Here is a 19,668-nt window from a genome sequence, read left to right as displayed (position 1 = left end):
TGAGGCGCCGGGGCGCAGGATGCGGAGACCCGAAACATACGTCCCGCCTAATCTTTCTCGCTCCGCCGCCCGACGGCGATCAGTTCGCGCGCGCTTTCGAGGGCAGCTTCGGTAATTTCGGAACCGCTGAGCAACGTTGCCACCTCTTCGGCGCGTTCGAGTTCGGAGAGTCGGCGAATTCTCGTCTTCGTGCGCCCCTCCTCGACGTATTTCTCGACGGCGAAGTGCACGTCGCCGAGCGCGGCGATCTGCGGCAGATGTGTGATGGTGATGATCTGGTGATAGAGCGCGAGGTCGTGCAGGCTCTCGCCGACCTTGTGGGCCACGGGTCCGGAGACGCCCACGTCGATCTCATCGAAGACGAGGATCGGCAGGCGGTCGCTCTTGGCGAGGATGGTTTTGAGCGCGAGCATGATGCGGCTGATCTCGCCGCCGGAAGCCACACGCGCGAGCGGGCGAAGCGCCTCACCGACGTTGGTGGAGATGAAGAACTCGACCTGATCCATGCCGTTCGGAAAGGCCGTGAAGCGCTCGCCGTCGGTGAAGGTGATCCACCCCTCGGCGTCTTCCCGACGCGTGAACCGGACCTCGAAGCGGCTGCGCTTCATGCCGAGGCGCCCGAGTTCGGCGGCGATGGCGTGCTCGATGCGTTCGGCCACCTCTCGCCGTTTCGCGGAGAGGCGCTCGGCGGCGGCGGAAAGCTCCGCCTGCGCCTCGGCCACGCGCCCGTTCAGCCGCGCGATGGCCCCCTCGAAGTCGGCGGCGAGGTCGTATTGCGCGCCGATCCGTCGCCGGTATTCGAGCACGGCGGCGAGCGTCCCGCCGTACCGGCGCTTGAGCGACTCGAGCTCGCCGAGCCGGAGCCGTATCACTTCGAGCCGCTCCGGGTTGAACTCGATCCGCGCATTGTATTCCTGGAGAAACTTCGCCACCTCGGAGACGATGATCTGCGCCGAACGAATCTCGCCGAAGGCTTCCTCGAAGTCGCGGTCCACGCGGGCCAGGTCCTGAAGCGCGTTGCGCGCCACGACGAGCTGATCGTGAACGGCGGCGTCCGACTCGTAGAGCATCTCATAGAGCTGCGCCGTCACCTCATAGAGCCGTTCGGCGTTTTCGAGGACGCGGCGTTCGGCCTCCAGCGCCTCCTCCTCCCCTTCTTCGGGCGCCACCCGGTCGATCTCTTCGATCTGAAAACGGTAGAGTTCCTGCTGTTGACGAAGCTCCCGTTCGCGGCGCACGAGCGCGTCTCGCTCCCGACGCAGGCCCGCGACCCGCTCGTATTTCCGGCGATAGGCTTCGAGGAGGCTGCCGAGCCCGCCGAAGTTGTCAAGCAGTTCGAGGTGCGTCTCGGTGCGGAGGAGCGACTGATGCTCGTGCTGCCCGTGCAGGTCGATGAGTTGCGCCGCCACGGCCCGCATGAGTGAGACGGTGGCGGGGGTGTCGTTGATGAAGGCCCGGCTCTGCGTCGCCGAGATCTCGCGCCGGAGGATCATCTGCGACTGCACGTCGATGCCGTGCTCCTCCAGCAGCGCGCGAAGCTTCGGCGGGTTCGCCTCGTCGAAGACCCCCTCGATCACGGCCTTCCGCGCCCCGGAACGGATCACGTCGGTGGAAGCGCGCTCGCCGAGGATCATCTTCAACGCCCCGATGAGAATCGACTTCCCCGCACCCGTCTCACCGGTAATCACGTTCAGCCCGCTGTCGAACTCGACCTCGAGCGCCTCGATCAGAGCATAATCACGGATGTATAACGACCGAAGCACGGGCGGATTTCAGACGTGGTTGGATGTCCGGGGGTGTGGGTGAACTTGAGGCGGAGCCGGGACGCGAACCGAAGGGCGAGCCCTTGACGGCGGCGCGCCGCTCTCACGCGTGCTTTCCATGACAGTGCTTGTACTTCTTGCCGCTGCCGCACGGGCACGGATCGTTGCGCCCCACCTTCTCGCCGACCACCACGGGCTGCGCCTTGGCCGTCGGGTCGCGCTCGGCGGCGCTCTGTTTGCCCGCCTTCACGCCGTAGGACTGCGTCGAGACGTGCGAGGAGCGGGCGCGTTTGGGGTCGAGGCGACGGCGCTGCGTGCTGCGGGCGGGACGACGCGCCTGCTGCCCGTCCACGAGCGGGCCGGCGCGGAAGACGAACGACACCATGTCGTGGTTGACGGCGCCGATCATGTCCTTGAACAGCTTGAAGGCCTCCATCTTGTACTCGATGAGCGGGTCGCGTTGCCCGTAGGCCCGCAACCCGATGCCCTCCTTGACCTCGTCGAGGTTGCGCAGGTGCTCGGTCCAGTGCATGTCGATGAACGAGAGCATCGACACCCGTTCCAGCGCGTCGTTGACCTCCTGCCCGCGCGTCTCGAGGGCGTCCTCCACTTTCACCACCGCGCGCATGACACGCTTTCCGTCGGTGAAGTCGACGAAGACGCGCTCGGGCTTGTTCTCCTGATCGCTCTCGGCGATCTGCCGCATGCTGTTGTGGAACGGCTCGGCCAGCACGTCGCGCTTGCGCTCGTAGAAGTTGACCGCAGCCTCATAGACGCGATCGATCATCCCGTCTTCGCCGAGGCGGCTGAACTCCTCCCGGTCGATGGTGAAATCGAGGGCGATCGTGCGGAGGAGTTCCTCACGCATCTCGTCGAGCGCGCCGTTGTCGTAATGCCGGCTGACGATCTCTTCGACGACCTCGCGGACCATGTCGAGGAGGTCGCCGTGGAGCCGTTCGCCCTTGAGCGCGTGCACGCGGCGGTCGTAGATCACCTGCCGCTGGGCGTTGAGCACGTCGTCGTATTCGAGCTGGCGTTTCCGGATGGCGAAGTTGTTCTGTTCCACCTTCATCTGCGCCCGTTCGATGCTCTTGTTCACCCACGGATGCGTGATGACGGCGCCCTCTTCGAGGTTGAGCCGGTCCATCACCTTCGCGACGCGGTCCGAACCGAAGAGGCGCATCAGGTCGTCTTCGAGCGAGACGTAGAACTGGCTCTCGCCGGGGTCGCCCTGGCGCCCGGCGCGGCCGCGAAGCTGCAGGTCGATGCGGCGACTCTCGTGCCGCTCGGTGCCGAGGATGGCCAGGCCGCCCACCTCACGAACGCCCTCGCCGAGCTTGATGTCGGTGCCGCGCCCGGCCATGTTCGTCGCGATGGTGACCGCGCCCCGCTGCCCCGCCTCGGCCACGATGATCGACTCCTGCTTGACGCGGTCCTGGCGCGCGTTGAGCACGTTGTGCCGGATGCCCTCCCGCTGCAGCAGGCGGCTGAGCATCTCCGAGACCTCGACGGTCGTCGTGCCGACGAGCACCGGCTGCCCCCGCTCATGGTATTCCCGAACCTTCTCGATGACGGCGCGAAACTTCTCCCGCTTCGTCTTGAAGACGAGGTCGTCGAGGTCTTTCCGGATCACCGGGCGGTTCGTCGGGATGACGACGACGTCCATCTTGTAAATTTTATAGAACTCCTCCGCTTCGGTCTCGGCCGTGCCCGTCATGCCCGCCAGCTTGTGGTACATGCGGAAGTAGTTCTGGAGCGTGATCGTCGCATACGTTTGCGTGGCGGCCTGCACCTTCACGTTCTCCTTCGCCTCGATGGCCTGATGCAACCCTTCCGAGTAGCGCCGTCCCGAGAGCACACGCCCCGTGTGCTCATCGACGATCATCACCTTGCCGTCCTGCACGATGTATTCGACGTCTTTCTCATACATCGTGTAGGCGCGCAGCAACTGTTCGATGGCATGCAAACGCTCGGCGCGCTCCGAGTATGTGGTATAGAGTTGCCGTTTCTGCTCCTCCATCTCTTTCCGGAGCAGACGGAGGTCGTTGTCCAGCTTGTGCGCGCGTTTCTCCTCCGTCAGCGACGTGTCGGCGGCCAGTTGCTCTTCGAGGTCCCGGACCTTCTCCCGGTGCTCCCGCTCGATGCGAGCGATCTCCTCGCCGAGGTCGGGCAGGACGAAGAGGTCCCTTTCCAGACCCGCGACCTTCGAGGTGAACTCGCGTCCCTTCTCGGTCATCTCGATGGAACGCTGCTTTTCGTCGAGGGCGAAATACAGGTAGTCATCGACGAAAGGCATGTTCTTGGCGTTGTCCTGGAGGTAGAAGTACTCCGTCTTCTGACGCAGTTTTTCGACCCCGGGCTCGCCGAGGAGCTTGCGGAGCTTTTTGTTTTTCGGGAAGCCGCGCCAGGACCGGAGCAGCGCCAGGCCGGCCTCTTCTTCGAGCGCTCTCGCCTTCTTGTTGTCCCCCGCTTCCAGCGCCTGGTCGCGTTCGTTGAGCAGCTTCTCCGCCTGTGTGACGAGGCTGGCCACAAGCTTCTTCTGGGCAAAGACGAGTTTCTCGATGGACGGTTTGAGTTCTTCGAAACGGTTCTGCTCCGCCTGCGGGACCGGGCCGGAGATGATCAGCGGCGTGCGCGCTTCGTCGATCAGCACCGAGTCCACCTCGTCGACGATGGCGTAGTGATGCCCGCGCTGCATGAGCTGATCGGGGTCGATCACGAACGAGTTGTCGCGGAGATAGTCGAAGCCGAATTCGTTGTTGGTGCCGTAGGTAATGTCGGCGCGGTAGGCGGCTTTGCGTTCGGGCGAGTGCGGCTCGTAGCGGTCGATGACGTCCACCTTGAGGCCGAGGTACTCGAAGATCGGCCCCATCCATTCGGCGTCGCGTTCGGCCAGGTAGGGGTTCACCGTGACGAGGTGCACGCCGCGCCCGACCAGGGCGTTGAGGTACATCGGCATGACGGCCACGAGCGTCTTGCCCTCGCCCGTCTTCATCTCGGCAATGTTGCCCTGATGCAGCACGATGCCGCCGAGCAGCTGCACGTCGTAGGGCACCATGTTCCACTCGACCATCTGGCCGCCCGCTTCCCACGACTTCCCGACCATGCGGCGACAGGCCTCCTTCACGACGGCGAAGGCTTCCGGCAGCAATTCGTCGAGCACGTCCTCGACCGTGTCGAGCCATTCCTGTTCGAGGCGGTCGATCTCGTCGTAGAGCTCCTGCCGATCGTCGAGCGTGAGACGCTCTTGCTCGCGCGCCTGTCCGTCGCCGCCGACGACTTCCTCGGGCACCCTGCGCAGCCGCCGCCGGATGGCTTCGAGGTCGGCTTCGATGTCGGCCACGGCCTCCCGGATGCGCCGGCGAAACTCGTCCGTCTTGCCGCGCAGTTCTTCTTCGGAGAGGTCCTGGAGTTGTTCGAAATGGGTGTTGATCTCCTCAACCAGCGGCCACAGCTTCTTGAGCTTACGCTCGTTACTGTCGCCGAAAACTTTCTTTATGATATCCAGCATAACTTGGGGTTCATCGGGGTCCGGGGAAGACCGGTGACAAAGTTGCAGGCGTCCGCGCCCGCTTCGGGTTCCGAAACGAATCCTGCCATCCTGACGCAGCGACGGGCAAAGGACGCCTGATTTAAAGGTCGGACGTGTGAGAACGAAAAATGTGCCAACCGCACGAGCGGGTCGCCGGTCTTCGCTTCGCTTTCGGGAATACGCGTTCGCCCTCACACGGAACGAGCGCTCCGGACCGAAACGCTCGCCCGGCAAGGGCCGCCTCTCTCACGCCGCGCCCGGGCGATCCGTTCCCGCGTGAGGCGGAACATCACACGCCTCCATCCGCTGTGGATCCCTCGTTTTTCCCCCTTTTTCCGTCTCGCCCGGCGTGTATCTTATGCCGAGGTACGATCGCTTCTCTTCCAGAACCAAGCCCCGTCCCCGCCGTACAAGCAACCCCTCTCGCCCCCTCTCTTTCGCCTATACGCCGCTTCGTTACGACGCGCTCGATGAAGGTCTGCACGCCGCGCTTCTCCCGCGCGCGCCCCGCCCGTTGGGTAACCGCTTCCGCTGAAGTGTACCACCGCCGGGGGTTCTTTCCCTTTCCACCCGCACCACCCGAGATTCTTCATGCGTCTGCGTTGTCTCTTGCTGTGTCTCCTGGCGGCCTCCTTTACACGGGTCGAGGCTCAGCCCGGCGAGTTGACCGGCTTCTCCTTCCTCCGCCTCGAACCTTCGGCGCGCGCGGCGGCCCTCGGCGGATCGTACGCCGCCGTCTACGGCGACGACGTCAACGGAATGTTCTATAATCCGGCGCTGCTCAACGAACAGATGCACGGCGCGCTCTCGCTTTCGTACCTGAACCACCTGAGCGACGTCAACGCGGGCTTCCTCGCCTACAGCCGCCATTACGAGGGCCTCGGCACGTTCGGCCTCGGTCTGCGTTTCCTGAGCTGGGGCTCCTTCGAGCGGGCCGACGAAACCGGCCAACGCCTCGGCGCCTTCGGCGCATCCGACGTGGCCCTCACCCTGGGTGCGGCCCGCACGTACGACGAACGCATCCGGTACGGCGCCAACGTGCACCTGATCTACAGCAGCATCGACGCGTTCAACGCTTCCGCCCTGGCTGCCGACCTCGGCGTGCTGTACCACATAGCCGAACGCAGCCTGACCTTCAGCGCCTCGGTGAACAACCTCGGCGTGACGCTCTCCTCCCTCGGAACCACCCGGGACGACCTGCCCCTGGACCTGCGCGTAGGCTTCAGCAAACGCCTGACCCACCTCCCGCTCCTGATCTCCGTGATGGGGTATAACCTCCACAACCTCAACGACACGCCCGACAACGCCACCGCCGTCGACAACGCGCTCTATCACCTCGCCTTCGGCGGCGAGTTTCAGTTCAGCGAGGCCTTTCAACTCCGTTTCGGATACAACCACCGCCGGCACGAGGATCTCAAGCTCAAGAGCCGTCTCGACCTGGCCGGTCTCGGCCTCGGCGTGGGGATACGGATCCGCCGCGTCCGCATCGACTATGCCTTCAACTCATGGTCGTCGCTCGGAGGACTGCACCAGTTCACCCTCAGCACCCACCTCTGACCGCGCGCCGCCGCCATTTGGCTTTTTGAGGAAGAATTGCGATATAGCTTTTCCCGGATCATCCGCGCTCTTCCGTCATCCCATGACCGCAAAATCCGAACACCGCCGCGCGCCCTCACACCGGCATAACCGCCCGTGGCACGTCAAGTATCGAAAGCTTCGGAGATGGCCGAAGCCGTTCGTCTTCTGGCTCACGCTGGCGATGGGACTGGCGAGCGCCGGGCTCATCTACCTCAGAGGCCTTCGCTTCGCCGTGCTCGGGGCGCTGGCTGTCCTCTTCGTCGTCCGCGTGCTCTATATCAACGACCACAAGGGCTTCGGAAGCAGTCGCGACCGCTGGGGGGTGCGCTATTTCGGCTCCATCGAACGGGTGCTCCTCCTCGGCGTGGTGCTTCTGAACATCATCGTTCTCGCCTACCGTTTCATGTGACCCCGCTTCATGTGACCGGCAGGCCCCTCTGCCCTCTACCCATGCCGTAGCTCTCCTCATGAAAGGCCGCCCCACCGACCCCGAAGGCGCCCGCGACCGCAAAGCCGAGCACATCGCTCTGTCGCTTCAGGCCGGCATGCAATCCGACCGAAACCCTTTCGACGACTACGTCTTCGAGCACGAGGCGCTGCCGGAGCTCGACTTTGCCGAGATCGACACGCGCGCGCGGTTCCTCGGCAAGCCTCTGGCCGCGCCGTTGCTCATCTCGTCGATGACGGGGGGGACGGACGCGGCGGCGGCCATCAACCGAAACCTGGCACTGGGCGCCGAGCAAGCCCGCATCGCGCTCGCCGTGGGCTCCCAGCGCAAAGCCCTCGAGGACCCGGCGCACGCCGCCTCTTTCCGCATCCGCGACGCCGCCCCCACGATCCCGCTCCTGGCCAACCTCGGCGCGGTGCAGTTGAACTACGGCTTCGGCCTCGACGCCTGCGAAGCCGCCGTCCGCATGATCGACGCCGACGCGCTCGTCTTTCACCTCAACCCCCTTCAGGAGGCCATTCAGCCGGAGGGACAGCGCAATTTTGCCGGGCTGCTCGCGAAGATGGAGGCCGTCGCGGCGCGGCTGAGCGTGCCGGTGGTCGTCAAGGAGGTGGGCAGCGGCATCACGCGGGAGACGGCGTGGGCGCTGGCCGGGCGCGGTCTCCGCCTCATCGACGTGGCGGGCGTGGGCGGCACGAGCTGGGCGCGCATCGAAGGACGGCGGGCCGACAACGACGACCTCGGCGCAATTTTCGCCGACTGGGGCCTCCCCACCCCCGAGAGCATCCGGCAGGTGCGCGCCGTCCCGGGCGTGACGCTCATCGGCAGCGGCGGCATCCGCTCCGGCCTCGACGCCGCAAAGGCCATCGCCCTCGGCGCAGACCTCGTGGGCATGGCCGCCCCCTTCCTCGCCCCCGCCCTCGACGCCCCCGAAAGCGTCGCCGCGAAAGCCGAGCGCATCATCCACGAACTGAAGATCGCCATGTTCTGCCTCGGCGCGCGCACCCTGGACGACCTCAAACGCGCGCGCATCGTGCGGCGCTGAGCCTCTCGCGGCGGCGGCCGGGGTCGATCGAAACAAAACGCGGCGGTGAGGGTGTGTGGCGCATCCGCACCATCTCTGCAAACGGCGCTTCGTCTTGCCCCTGACTGCATCCTCCGAACACCCTTTCGTCCGTCGGCCGCACCGCACGCTCGTCACGCTGTCGGTCCCCGTCCTGTTCTCGCTCATCGCCGAGCCGGTGACGGGGCTGGTGGATACGGCGTTCGTGGCGCATCTCGGCGCGGTTCCGCTGGCGGCGCTCGGGGTGGGGACGATGGTCCTCTCGAGCGTCTTCTGGATCTTCAACTTCCTGGGCATCGGCACGCAGACCGAGGTGGCGCAGGCCTACGGAGCCGGAGCCGCCGCCGACGCCCGGCAGATCAACGGGCTGGCGCTGGCGATGAGCGCGCTCTTCGGCTTCGTGATGATCGGCGTCGGCTGGATGGGGTCGGGGCCCGCCGCCACGCTGATGGGCGCTTCGGGCGAACTGCACGCCGTCGCCGTCGCATACATGCGCATCCGGTGGTTCGGCGCGCCGGCGGTGTTGATGACGGTAGCCGCCTTCGGCGCCCTTCGCGGGCTACAGGACATGCGCACGCCCCTGTGGATCGCCGTGACGGTGAACGGGCTGAACGTTGCCCTCGACGCCGCGCTCATCTTCGGCCTCGGCCCCATCCCCGCCTTCGGCATCGCAGGTGCGGCGTGGGCGAGCACCGTCAGCCAGTGGCTCGGCGCGGCGTGGGCCCTCGCCGTCGTTTTTCGCCGCCTCGGCCTCGCCGAACGCCTGCGCCTGCGCGATGCGGCCCGTCTGCTCCGCGTCGGCGGCGACCTCTTCGTTCGAACGGGGCTGCTCACCCTCTTCCTCCTGCTCACCACACGCACGGCCACACGCATCGGCGCGGACGCGGGCGCGGCGCATCAGGCCGTCCGGCAGGTCTGGCTCTTCACGGCCCTCTTCCTCGACGCCTTCGCCATCACGGGACAGAGCCTCGTGGCCTATTTCGTGGGCGCGGGGCGGTGGGCGCAGGCGCGGCGCGTGGCCTTCATCGTGTGCGCGTGGAGCCTCGGCACGGGCGCCGTCCTCGGCCTCGCGATGTGGCTCGGCGAAGACCTTGTGCGCCGCCTCCTCGTCCCGCCCGCGGCGGCGGCGCTCTTTCACCCGGCCTGGCTCGCCGCTTCCTTCTCCCAGCCCGTCAACGCGCTCTCTTTCGCCACCGACGGCCTCCACTGGGGCGCCGGCGACTACCGCTTTCTCCGAAACGTCATGCTCCTCGCCACGGGCCTCGGCGCATCGGCCCTCCTCTGGCTCGACGCCACCCACCCCACGCTCACCGGCGTCTGGCTCGTCACAGTGGGATGGATCACCGTTCGGGCCGCTTTCGGCGTGATCCGCATCCGGCCCGGCATCGGGGACAGCCAGTGGCTCGAAACCGGCGCCCCCGAACCGGCTTCAATCGAACGCGCGTGATCCGTCGGGCTGAAACGCGTAGCGGATCGTATAGAACCGCGCCGGTCCCGAAGGCGCGCCGTCGGGGCTGTCCTTGTAATAGCTCAGGATCTGCACCTTCGCATACTTGCCGTCCTTCGTCTTCACGACAAGCACCCGGTCCGGGACGGGAATCACGACGTGGACGTCGGCCTGATAGAGAAACCATCCGTCGCCGCTTCCGCCCGGCAGCGCGTCTCCGTTCACATAGCCCTCTTCGGGCGCTTCGTCGAGGTCCTCGAAGGCCTCGTCCACATACTGCGCCATCCCGTTGACCCTGACCTCGGCCCCTTTGAATGCCAGATCCCAGGCGTCGGCATTCTCGTCTTCGACCGGGACCACCTTGTTCTCGCGCAGGCTGAAGTACGTGTACGCATCGCCCGAGGCATCGATGTTCGCGGCCGTCCTCGGCGCGACCTGTGCGAAGGCCGCCGGTCCGCCGGCCCACACCGTCATCGTCAGGATCATCAGGAAGAAAGGCTTCATTCGTCTCATCGGTTTTCGGATAGAATGGGTGGGATCGTCCGAAAAAGTACGGGGGGCGGGGGCCTGCCGCGCCGTTTCGGCGATGAACTCGGCGTGAACTATGCGCCTTCGCACGGAAGGGTGAAAAAGAATGTGCTGCCCCGATCGAGGCCTTCGGACTCCACCCAGACGCGCCCGCCGTGCCCCTCGACGATGCGCTTCACGAGCGCCAGCCCGATGCCGGTCCCTCCCGCACCCGTATCCAGACGTTCGAACAGGCCGAAAATCTTCTCGTGGTACCGGGATTCGATGCCCAGGCCTTTGTCGCGCACCCAGCACAGCACCTCGCCCGCCCCGTTCTCGCGCGCGCCCACCTCGACGCTCGGGGCCCCCGACCCGCAAAACCGAACGGCATTGCCGATGAGGTTCTGAAACACCTCCACCATCCGCACGGGATCGCACGTCGCCACGGGCATGTCCGGCATGAGATCCACCGTCGCGCCCGCTCGCCTGATCTCCCCGGCGAGGAGCGTGACGGCCTCGGTCGCCGGCACGCTCAGCGAGACCCGCTCCTTGCGCGCGACGATCCGGCCCGTACGTGAGAGATGGAGCAACTCGTCGAGCAACTGCGCCATCCGGTCCGCCGCCGAGGCGATGTGATCGATGTCCCGCTTCGTCCGTTCGATCTCGCCGCCGGCGAGGTCCATTTCGAGGAAGCCGAGAAAGTTCTTGATCGTCACGAGCGGCGACTTCAGGTCGTGCGAGACGGTATAGGTGAATCGTTCGAGCTCGGCGTTCCGTGCTTCGAGCTCGTGGATCAGCCGTTCCCGTTCTCCGGCCGCCCGGCGCATCTCCGTCACGTCCCGGGAGATGGCCACCATACAGGCTTCCCCCTCCCACTCAAAGATTTCTGCAGAGAACAGGAAATCCAGCGTCTCCCCGGAACGAACGTGGAACTGCAGGGGCAAGTCGAGAATCCGCCGCGACGCCTTGAGCGCCGTCAGCATACGCTCGCGTTCGCCCGGCGGCCACAGTCCGAGCGCCAGAGCCGTTTTCCCGACGGCTTCCTCCCGAGAGAACCCGGTGATGCGCTCGAACCCCTCGTTGACTTCCAGCAACATTCCGTCCCGCAGGCGGGTAAGCGTGATCGAGTCCGGGCTCGAACGGAACGCGCGCATGAATTTCTCCTGCGAAACCCGGAGCGCTTCTTCGGCCCGTTTCTTCTCCGAGACGTCGTAGGTGATGCCGATCAGACATGTTTCTCCCTCGAGTTCGATGACCTCCGAGGAGATGAGAACGGCGCACACGTCGCCCGCTTTCGTCCGAAGAAGAGCCTCGACGTTCCGCAACCGCCCCTCCCGCTCGAGGATCTCGAAAATGCGGGAACGGTCGTCGAGCGCCCAGATCCCCAGTTCGTCCGTCGTCCTGCCGATGGCCTCGTCCCGCGAGAAGCCGGTCAGTTGTTCGAACCCTTCGTTGACGTCGATGAGTCGACCGTCGCGGAGGCGGGAGATGGCCACGGCGATCGGGCTGACCCGGAACGCTTTGGAGAATTTTTCCTCCGAGGCCCGTAAGGCCTTCTCGGTGCGCTCACGCGCGGTCACGTCGCGGAAGCTCCATACGCGCCCCACGATCCGCCCGCCGATCATCTGTGGACGCGAGTACCGCTCGAACACGCGCCCGTCCCGGAAGCGGAGGACGTCGAACCCCTCGCGCTCCGGGGTCTGGTAATACGCCTCCGTCCGCGCCATGACCGCCTCGGGATCCACGAACTGATCCTTGATCATGTGGACGAGCGCCCGCGCATCTCCCCCCTCCTTCATCTCCGGACCCAGACGCCACATTTCCAGGAAGCGCTCATTAAAAGCAACGACCTCCCGTTCAAGGCCCACGACGAGAATCCCGTCCGCCGTCGACTCGAGCGTGGACCGAAACAACGACACCGTGGATTCGAGCTCGGCCTGCGCACGCTTGCGCTCGGTGACGTCGATGAGCACGGACTGCACGGCCGGCTCTCCCTCGAACCGGATCGGCCGCTGATAAACGACGACGCTCCGCCGCCGGCCGTCCATCCGGACCAGGGTGCGCTCGACCTTCTCCGGGAGCCCGCTCGTCCCCACCCGGCGGAGATTGGCCCAGGCGTCCTCCTGCTCCTCCGGTATCAGAAACGCGACGGCCGTCGCGCCGAGGACGTCCTCCGGCCCGGATGCGCCAAGGAGGTTCACGCCGGCCTCGTTCGCATAGACGATCCGACCCTCTTTGCGAAGCACGAACATTGCGACCGGCGCCGTATCGAGCATCTCTCGATAAAAACCGGCGGCCCCATCCAGGCTTTCCCGGCTTTCCTCCGCGCGGTTTTCCGCTTCACGCCCCTGGCCCCGATCGCTCGACCTCACCACTCCCAACGTCAGGACGCCCAGGACCAACTCTAGCATCGTCGGCAAGCCGCCGGCGTCAAATAACCCTAACCAACTCATTGCAATACAATATCATACGACGATAGACAACGGGAGCCTCCCGGGACGCACGCACTGGAAAAAAACCGTCGTCCAAGAAAACGATACAAGGTAAAACACTAACGATGGCGTTGAAGGACGGCGGCATCGTCCCTTCTTCATGCGCCGCGTGTCTTGCGAAACGGCCGCTCCATCGGAAGACAAACGCTGCCTCCCGCATGGCGCGCGACGCAACCCCTGTTCCCGATGCGAACGCTCTGCCGGATCCGCACAAAATATATCATAAAGCGCGACCATTCCACCCATCCGGCGTTCCGCAGGGATTCCTTCGGCCGACACGCTCACGCGGCGCCGGCGCGTTCCTGCTCCTTGTACTGAAGTTCGTACAGTTTGCGATAGAGGCCGTCGTACGCGAGCAGTTCCTGATGCGTGCCGCGCTCGCGGATCTTGCCTTTGTGCATCACCAGGATCTGCTCGGCGTGCTGAATGGTGGAGAGGCGGTGCGCGATGACGATGGACGTGCGTCCCTCCATCAGCCGTTCGAGGGCATTTTGAATGAGGTGTTCCGTCTCCGTGTCGACGCTCGACGTGGCTTCGTCGAGGACGAGCACCTCGGGATCGTAGACGAGGGCGCGGACGAACGAAAGGAGCTGCCGCTGTCCGTGCGAGAGCGACATGCCGCGCTCGCGCACGTCGTGCCCGTATTTTGCCGGCAGCCGGCGGATGAAGGCATCCGCGCCGATCATGCGGGCGGCCTCCTCCACCTTCTCCTGCTCGATGCGCGGGTCGTCGAGCGTGATGTTCCGTTCGATGGAGCCGGAGAAAAGGAACACGTCCTGCAGCACGAGGCCGATGTGCCGGCGGAGGTCGGTCTGCGCAAGGCGTCGGATGTCCACGCCGTCGACGAGGATCTGCCCGCGCTGGGCTTCATAGAAACGCAGGAGCAGGTTGATGATGGTGGTCTTCCCCGCTCCGGTGGCTCCGACGATGGCGACCGTCTGCCCCGGCTCCGCGGTGAACGAGACGTCCCGGAGCACCCAGTCGACGCCGCCTTCCCGTCCGTCGCGCTGTGGGTCGTAGTCCGGAGGCGCGGTATACGAGAACCACACGTTTCGGAACTCGATGCGTCCCTGCACCCGATCGAGGCGCACCGGCTCCTCCGGCTCGGGGAGCGCCTCGTCGCGGTCGAGGAGGTCGAAGATGCGTTCGGCGCCGGCCATGGCGCTCTGAAGCATGTTGAACTGATCCGAGAGTTTGCGGATGGGCTCGAAGAACTGGCGGGCGTACTGGATGAAGGCGATGAGCACGCCGAGCGTGAGCGTGCCCGTCATAGCGCTCACCCCGCCGAACCAGATGACCAGCCCGAGCGCCGTCGAGGAGATCAGGTCGATGGCGGGCCAGAAGAGGGCGAAGAAGAAGATCGTCCGGATGTGTGCGCGCCGGTGCTCGTCGTTGATCTTGCGGAAGCGCCGCAGTTCCTCGGCCTCACGGTTGAAGAGCTGCACGATGCGCATGCCCGTGATGTGCTCCTGAAGGAACGCGTTGAGGCGGGCCACCTGCTTGCGCGTCTCCCGGTACTGATCGCGCACCCGCGCCTTGAACCACATCGTCGCCCAGAGCATGACGGGCATCACCGCGAGCGTCACGAGGGCGAGCCGCACGTTCAGGGTGAACATGAAGTACGCAATGAAGACGAGCCGAAAGAGGTCGCCGAGGATGGTGACGACGCCGCCGGAGAGGATCTGGCTGAGCGATTCTACGTCGCTCGTCACGCGCGTGAGCAGCCGGCCGAGCGGCGTCCGGTCGAAGAACCGGAGGGGTTGCCGGAGGATGTGGCGAAAGACCCGCGTGCGCAGGTCGTAGATGGCCTGCTGTCCGATCCACTGCGTCAGATAGGCATTGAGGAAGGAGAGCAGCCCCTCGGCGACGAGCACGACGATGAGCCAGAAGATCATCCGGTGGAGCCCGTCGAGGTCGCCGGAGACGATGTGCCGGTCGATGGCAAGCTGGACGAGCTTGGGGCGGAGCGGACCGAGAAAGGCGACCGTCATCACGGAGATGAAGGCAAGCGCCACCCAGCCTTTGTAGGGCATCAGATACGTGACGATCCGCCGCAACAGCTTCCCGTCGAAGCCGGCGGCGACGTCCTCACCCGATGATTTGCTCTTTGCTTTTTCCGCTGCCAAGTATCCGTTCGATCATGCCCGCCAAAACCCGCCTCGGGCGCTCGTTAACTCCGTTCCACCGATCCGCTCTCGAAAACGTATCGCCTTAACTCCTCAGCCGTCTCGGTGTTCTCAAAAACCTCCCGTGCTTCGGCCAGCAGCGGCTCGAGGTCGGCATACCGCGCGCTGAAGTGGCCGATGAGGAGGCGCTTCGCCCCTGCCGCCTTCGCCACGGCAGCGGCTTCGCGGGCGGTGGCGTGCTTCGTCTCGAGCGCCCTTTCGAGCCGGTCCTCGGTGAAGGTGGCCTCGTGATAGAGCACGTCGACGCCGCGGGCCAGCTGACGGCCGCCCTCGCACGGGCGCGTGTCGGTCACGTAGGCAAAGGACCGCCCCGGCTTCGGCGGGCCCACGACCTCCTCCGGCGCGACCACCCGCCCGCCCGGCAACGTGACGGCGCGACCGGCCTTGAGGGCGCGATAGTGCGCGTAGTCGGTCACCCCGAGCGCCCGCGCCTGCTCCACGTCGAGCGTGCCGGGGCGGGTCTTCTCCTCGAAGCGATAGCCCACGGTGAAGATGCTGTGCTCCAGCGGCCGGGCCGTCACCACGAAGGCGTCCGTCTCATAGACGATCGCGCGCCCGAAGCCCTCGTCGAGCTCTACGAACTCGATCTCGAAGGGAAAGCCGTTGCGGGCGAGCCCCGGCGTGGCGTGCACCGCCGCCGCGAGGCCCCTCGGCCCGACGATGCGAAGCCGTCCCTCGTACCGGAGCAGGCTCATCGTCGAGAGCAATCCGAAGAGCCCGTACAGGTGGTCGCCGTGGAAGTGGGTGATGAAAATGGCGTCGATGCGCGGGCTTTTCACGCCGGCGCGAAGCATCTGAAACTGCGTCCCCTCCCCGCAATCGAAAAGCAAGACGGCGCCCTCGTACCGAAGAACGGACGCCGAGAAATGCCGGTCGTGCGCGGGCATGGCAGAGGCGACGCCCAGGATCGTCAGTTCCATGATCATGGCTTCTTCGGTTCGGTTTTTGGGAAATGGAGTGGAGGCTTGAACGGTCCGGGGGTGTGGGTGAGCGAACTTGGCGCGAGCCGGAGGCAAGCCCCTGACGCGCCGCCGGGCGTCTATGACACGACCGAAGGGAGCCCCTGACGGTGAACATCGTGAGCCCCCTCCTATCCCAGCGCCGCGATCTCCTCTTCGAGCAACTGTTTGCGATAAAGTCCGGCATACAGACCATCGAGGGCGAGGAGTTCCTCGTGCGTGCCGCGCTCGGCGACGCGACCCTCGTCGAGGACGAGGATGAGGTCGGCGTCCTGCACGGCGGAGATCCGGTGGCTCACGAGCACGAGCGTGCGGCGGCCCTTGCGGCGGCGGAGATGGCCGAGGATCTGCCGCTCGGTGTTCACGTCCACCGCCGAGAGGGCGTCGTCGAGGATGAGGATGCGGGGATCGCGGATGAGGGCGCGGGCGATGGAGGTGCGTTGCTTCTGCCCGCCCGAGAGTGTGATGCCGCGCTCGCCCACGAACGTCTCGAAGCCCTCGGGGAAGTCGCGGATGGTGTCGAGCAACTCCGCCTCCCGCGCCGCCTCCTCGATGGCCTCCTCGGTCGCTTCCATGCTGCCGAAGGCGATGTTGCCCGCCACCGTGTCGCTGAAAAGGAAGACCTCCTGCGGCACGTAGCCGATGTGTTCACGAAGCACGCCCAGGGGGATCTCCCGCACGTCGCGGCCGTCGACTTCGACGACGCCTTCGGTGGGATCGAGCAGACGTGGGATCATCTCGACGAGCGTGGTTTTGCCCGAGCCGGTGCGCCCGACAAGGGCCAGCGTGCCGCCGGCCGGAATCTCGAAGTCGATGTCCCGGAGCACCCACGGCCCGTCCGGGCTATACCGAAACGACACGTCGCGGAACGCCAGCCCCCCCCGGAGCTCGGTGATCGTCTGATCGGTGTGCGCCTGCTCGGCCACTTCCGGCTGCTCATCGAAGATCTGATTGAGCCGCGCCATCGAGGCCGACGCCCGCTGCACCATCGTCGTGACGAAGCCGACCGAGGCCACGGGCCACGTCATCATCGCCACGTAGATGATGTATTCGGCGATGTTGCCCAGCGTGATGGCCCCTTCGATGACGAGCCGTCCGCCGACCCACACCACGATGATCGTCGACATACCCACGAGCATGAGAAAGACGGGCTGCCACGCCGCCTCGACCTTCGCCAGGTCGAGCATGCGCCGCCGGTAGTGGCCACTCTCCTCCTCGAACGCGTGCGCTTCGTCCTCCTCGCGCGTATACGCCTTGAGCACCCTTATGCCCGAGAGCGCCTCCTGCACGCGGCTCGTCAGCGTGGAATACTGCTCCTGCAGCGCGTCGCTCCGGACGTGCACCATGCGCGCGACAAAGAACACCGACAACGCCAGAAACGGCATCGGGATGAGGGCAAACATCGTCAGACGCGGCGAGATGACGAACATCGTCGTGATGGCCATCACCACCACCACGACGGCGCGCGTGACGTACATGATGGCGGGACCGATGTACCGGCGCACCTGCTCGATGTCGCTCGTCGCCCGCGTGATCAGGTCGCCGGTAGCGTGCCGGAGATAGAACCCGTACGAGAGGTTCTGTAAATGCTCGTAGAGGCGGTTCCGGAGGTCGTATTCGATGTGCCGGGAGGCCACCACGATGGTCTGCCGCATGAGAAAGGAGAACACGCCGCTGAAGAGACTGAGGCAGACGATGGCGAGCGCGAAGATCATCAGACTCGAAAAAAAGTCGACGTACAGATACGGCTGCACGGGCGTCCCGAGAAAGACCTTGTAGAGGGTCACCATGCGGGGGATGCTGTCCACGGCCTGCCGGACGACCATCGGCACGACGATGGAGAACGCCGCCGACGCCATCGCGGCAAACAGCCCCGGGATGAAGAGGCGCTTGTATTTCCAGTAATACCGGTTGAGTCGGGCGAGCGGCCCCATTCGCTTTCGGCTTTCGGGATCGGGACGCGGAAGAGGCTCCGCAAAGGACGGAAGTGCAAACGCGAGAAGCCCTCACCGGATCCGCCGCGCTTCCTTTTTCCGAACGCAGGAGTGGTGGGCTGAAGAGGTGGAGGGATGGGCGGGTGTGTCGGGGGGCTGGGGGTCAGTATGACGGCGAGCCGAAGAAGGTGGGGCGCTCAGAACCGGTACCGAAGCCCGAGTTCATAGACCTGATCCTCCTCGGCGTCGAAAGGGAGGCGGCCCGTGGTATAGCTCACGTACGGACCGAAGGCCGTGGCGAAGGCGAGCGTGAGGTACGTCGCCCGGTCGCGCCCGGCTCCTCGGATGGCCGCCGGCGCGTTCACCTCGGCATAGTGCCGGAAGTTGGCCTCGACGTACGCACCGGCGTTCACAGGCGTTTTGAAGGCGACCTCGACCTTCGCCCGCGTATAGCCGCCGAGTTTCCCCGCGAGGCGCTCGCGCTCCGGGTCGTCGCCGGGGGCCACCCGTTCGAGGCTCACGACCACCGTGGGGAACGTCGCGCCGAGGGGTTCGAGGTCGTCGTCATAGCCGGAGAGCCACCGGAGGGCGGCGGCGGGCCAGTCGAAGACGTTCAGATAGCCGTTCTTCCACAGCTTGAGGTCGAGGCCCAGACCCGCCCCGAAGACCCATTGCGTGGCGGTGAAATCCTGATTGGCTTCGAGGCTGCTCGCGAGGGAGAAGTCGAGGTAGAGTTGATCCCGCAGCCGCTCCCGCACGAGGTCCGTGAACGTGCGGCGGAGGGCGTCTCGTGCGGCATCGTCCCCGGCCCGGACCCACTCGTCTTCGAGCGCATTCAGCCGGTCGAAATAGTCGGGGTCCCGCGCCCGGGCCGTCCCGCCCCACGACTTGTACAGGTGAAAGGCGAGTGTCGTCGCCAGGAAATCCACCGGGTTGACCCGCCGCTCGAACGCCACGTTGCCCTCGGCGGCCAGCGAGAGGCCGAAGCCCGCCTGCGCGGCGACGCGGCGGTGCGTGAGGTCCCGCGCGAAGTCGTACGCCACCCCGAGCCCCGAGGCGGAATCCACGCCGCTGACCTCGAAGGTTTTGAACGAGAGGTTGAGGTCGGCCAGGAGGCTCGACCGGGGTTCGAGGTAGGCGCGGAGAAAGGCGTTGAGCGTCTCCGGATGGTCGAGGATGCCCCGAAGGATGTGTTCCTTTAGCGCCTCCGCGTCGAGGCCGAAGCGCGCGCCGTCCCGCGCCAGTTCGACGATGGCTTCGCCTACGCCCTGCGCCTGCGCGCGCGGCGTCCCCATGAGGACCGAGAGCGCTGCGAGGACGATCACTGCGTATCGGTCAGGTCGCATCGTTCTCCCTCCAGAAAAGGTAGAGGGCGTCGAAAAGCGCCGCGAGGTCGGCGACGGTGTTCTCGGGGCGGAGCAGCGCCTCGCGGATGAGTCCCGGCACGGCGTCGGGGTCCACGCCCGGTTCGTACACCGCCCCCCGGATGTCGCGGAAGACGTTGTCGATTTGCAGGGCCAGCGCGCCCGCCTGCACCCGCCGCACCTGCGCCGACGAGGTCAGCTTCCAGAAGGCGAGCCCGCTCATTTTTACGTCTCCGGCATCCCGGAACGAGAGGTCGCGGGGCAGTTGGGCCAGCACGATCAGCGTGGTGTACGTGGTCGTGCAGGCGCGATGGTTGACGCTCCATTCCGCCATCCTGCCGCCTCCCGCTTTCGCGCGCGTGGTTCGATGTCCTCGAAGCGGGCCTCCTCCGCTC

General features: G+C 65.8%; 13 protein-coding genes. 4 read left to right on the top strand and 9 right to left on the bottom strand.

Going from position 1 to position 19,668, the window contains the following annotated elements:
* Positions 1–47 precede the first annotated feature (47 nt).
* Both recN and secA read right to left on the bottom strand, forming a co-directional pair.
* On the bottom strand, positions 48–1,763 hold the full coding sequence (gene recN, locus AC1HIY_RS17990) for a DNA repair protein RecN (RefSeq protein WP_479578235.1): 1,716 nt from the start codon (positions 1,761–1,763) through the stop codon (positions 48–50).
* A gap of 103 nt (positions 1,764–1,866) precedes the next feature.
* Entirely contained in the window at positions 1,867–5,274 is a 3,408-nt protein-coding gene (secA, locus tag AC1HIY_RS17985; protein WP_479578232.1) for a preprotein translocase subunit SecA, read from the bottom strand.
* Between the two features lie 612 nt (positions 5,275–5,886).
* Here secA and porQ point away from each other — a divergent pair.
* The 4 genes from porQ (at position 5,887) to AC1HIY_RS17965 (ending at position 9,831) form a co-directional block, all read left to right on the top strand.
* Entirely contained in the window at positions 5,887–6,852 is a 966-nt protein-coding gene (gene porQ / locus AC1HIY_RS17980; protein ID WP_479578230.1) for a type IX secretion system protein PorQ, read from the top strand.
* An 82-nt stretch (positions 6,853–6,934) separates the two neighbouring features.
* The gene (locus tag AC1HIY_RS17975; protein ID WP_479578228.1) at positions 6,935–7,282 is read left to right on the top strand and encodes a hypothetical protein; all 348 of its coding nucleotides are present in this window, start codon (positions 6,935–6,937) and stop codon (positions 7,280–7,282) included.
* Positions 7,283–7,340: 58 nt separating this feature from the next.
* Positions 7,341–8,366 carry a type 2 isopentenyl-diphosphate Delta-isomerase gene (fni, locus tag AC1HIY_RS17970; RefSeq protein ID WP_479578224.1) on the top strand — a complete coding sequence of 342 codons (1,026 nt, stop codon included), beginning with the start codon at positions 7,341–7,343 and terminating at the stop codon, positions 8,364–8,366.
* Between the two features lie 94 nt (positions 8,367–8,460).
* Positions 8,461–9,831: an MATE family efflux transporter gene (locus AC1HIY_RS17965; RefSeq protein WP_479578222.1), complete on the top strand. Its 1,371-nt coding sequence runs from the start codon at positions 8,461–8,463 to the stop codon at positions 9,829–9,831.
* On the opposite strand, the gene AC1HIY_RS17960 is transcribed toward AC1HIY_RS17965, so the two are convergent.
* The 7 genes from AC1HIY_RS17960 to AC1HIY_RS17930 all read right to left on the bottom strand — a co-directional run bounded on the left by AC1HIY_RS17960 (position 9,814) and on the right by AC1HIY_RS17930 (position 19,607).
* Complete coding sequence (locus AC1HIY_RS17960; RefSeq protein ID WP_479578219.1) at positions 9,814–10,335, bottom strand: HmuY family protein; 522 nt, start codon at positions 10,333–10,335, stop codon at positions 9,814–9,816. The genes AC1HIY_RS17965 and AC1HIY_RS17960 overlap by 18 nt on opposite strands.
* A gap of 98 nt (positions 10,336–10,433) precedes the next feature.
* Positions 10,434–12,614 carry a PAS domain-containing sensor histidine kinase gene (locus AC1HIY_RS17955; protein ID WP_479578216.1) on the bottom strand — a complete coding sequence of 727 codons (2,181 nt, stop codon included), beginning with the start codon at positions 12,612–12,614 and terminating at the stop codon, positions 10,434–10,436.
* A 497-nt stretch (positions 12,615–13,111) separates the two neighbouring features.
* Entirely contained in the window at positions 13,112–14,863 is a 1,752-nt protein-coding gene (locus tag AC1HIY_RS17950; RefSeq protein WP_479578306.1) for an ABC transporter ATP-binding protein, read from the bottom strand.
* A 137-nt stretch (positions 14,864–15,000) separates the two neighbouring features.
* Positions 15,001–15,942 (bottom strand): ribonuclease Z, encoded by a 942-nt coding sequence (locus AC1HIY_RS17945; protein ID WP_479578214.1) that lies wholly within the window; start codon positions 15,940–15,942, stop codon positions 15,001–15,003.
* A 164-nt stretch (positions 15,943–16,106) separates the two neighbouring features.
* The gene (locus AC1HIY_RS17940; protein ID WP_479578212.1) at positions 16,107–17,909 is read right to left on the bottom strand and encodes an ABC transporter ATP-binding protein; all 1,803 of its coding nucleotides are present in this window, start codon (positions 17,907–17,909) and stop codon (positions 16,107–16,109) included.
* A 197-nt stretch (positions 17,910–18,106) separates the two neighbouring features.
* Positions 18,107–19,255 (bottom strand): hypothetical protein, encoded by a 1,149-nt coding sequence (locus tag AC1HIY_RS17935; protein WP_479578210.1) that lies wholly within the window; start codon positions 19,253–19,255, stop codon positions 18,107–18,109.
* Positions 19,245–19,607: a hypothetical protein gene (locus AC1HIY_RS17930; protein ID WP_479578208.1), complete on the bottom strand. Its 363-nt coding sequence runs from the start codon at positions 19,605–19,607 to the stop codon at positions 19,245–19,247. Before AC1HIY_RS17930 ends, AC1HIY_RS17935 begins: the two co-directional genes overlap by 11 nt.
* Positions 19,608–19,668 lie beyond the last annotated feature (61 nt).

The organism is Rhodocaloribacter sp., from assembly GCF_056451265.1.
The sequence above is the reverse complement of the archived record's forward strand: the minus strand, read 5'-3'. Positions and strand labels throughout refer to the sequence as shown.

Excerpts from the sequence above, each read along its gene's own strand:
- secA (WP_479578232.1), bottom strand. The coding sequence starts at position 5,274 with ATGCTGGATATCATAAAGAAAGTTTTCGGCGACAGTAACGAGCGTAAG.
- porQ (WP_479578230.1), top strand. The coding sequence starts at position 5,887 with ATGCGTCTGCGTTGTCTCTTGCTGTGTCTCCTGGCGGCCTCCTTTACA.
- AC1HIY_RS17975 (WP_479578228.1), top strand. The coding sequence starts at position 6,935 with ATGACCGCAAAATCCGAACACCGCCGCGCGCCCTCACACCGGCATAAC.
- fni (WP_479578224.1), top strand. The coding sequence starts at position 7,341 with ATGAAAGGCCGCCCCACCGACCCCGAAGGCGCCCGCGACCGCAAAGCC.
- AC1HIY_RS17960 (WP_479578219.1), bottom strand. The coding sequence starts at position 10,335 with ATGAAGCCTTTCTTCCTGATGATCCTGACGATGACGGTGTGGGCCGGC.
- AC1HIY_RS17955 (WP_479578216.1), bottom strand. The coding sequence starts at position 12,614 with ATGCTCGATACGGCGCCGGTCGCAATGTTCGTGCTTCGCAAAGAGGGT.
- AC1HIY_RS17950 (WP_479578306.1), bottom strand. The coding sequence starts at position 14,863 with ATGCCCTACAAAGGCTGGGTGGCGCTTGCCTTCATCTCCGTGATGACG.
- AC1HIY_RS17945 (WP_479578214.1), bottom strand. The coding sequence starts at position 15,942 with ATGATCATGGAACTGACGATCCTGGGCGTCGCCTCTGCCATGCCCGCG.
- AC1HIY_RS17940 (WP_479578212.1), bottom strand. The coding sequence starts at position 17,909 with ATGGGGCCGCTCGCCCGACTCAACCGGTATTACTGGAAATACAAGCGC.
- AC1HIY_RS17935 (WP_479578210.1), bottom strand. The coding sequence starts at position 19,255 with ATGCGACCTGACCGATACGCAGTGATCGTCCTCGCAGCGCTCTCGGTC.
- AC1HIY_RS17930 (WP_479578208.1), bottom strand. The coding sequence starts at position 19,607 with ATGGCGGAATGGAGCGTCAACCATCGCGCCTGCACGACCACGTACACC.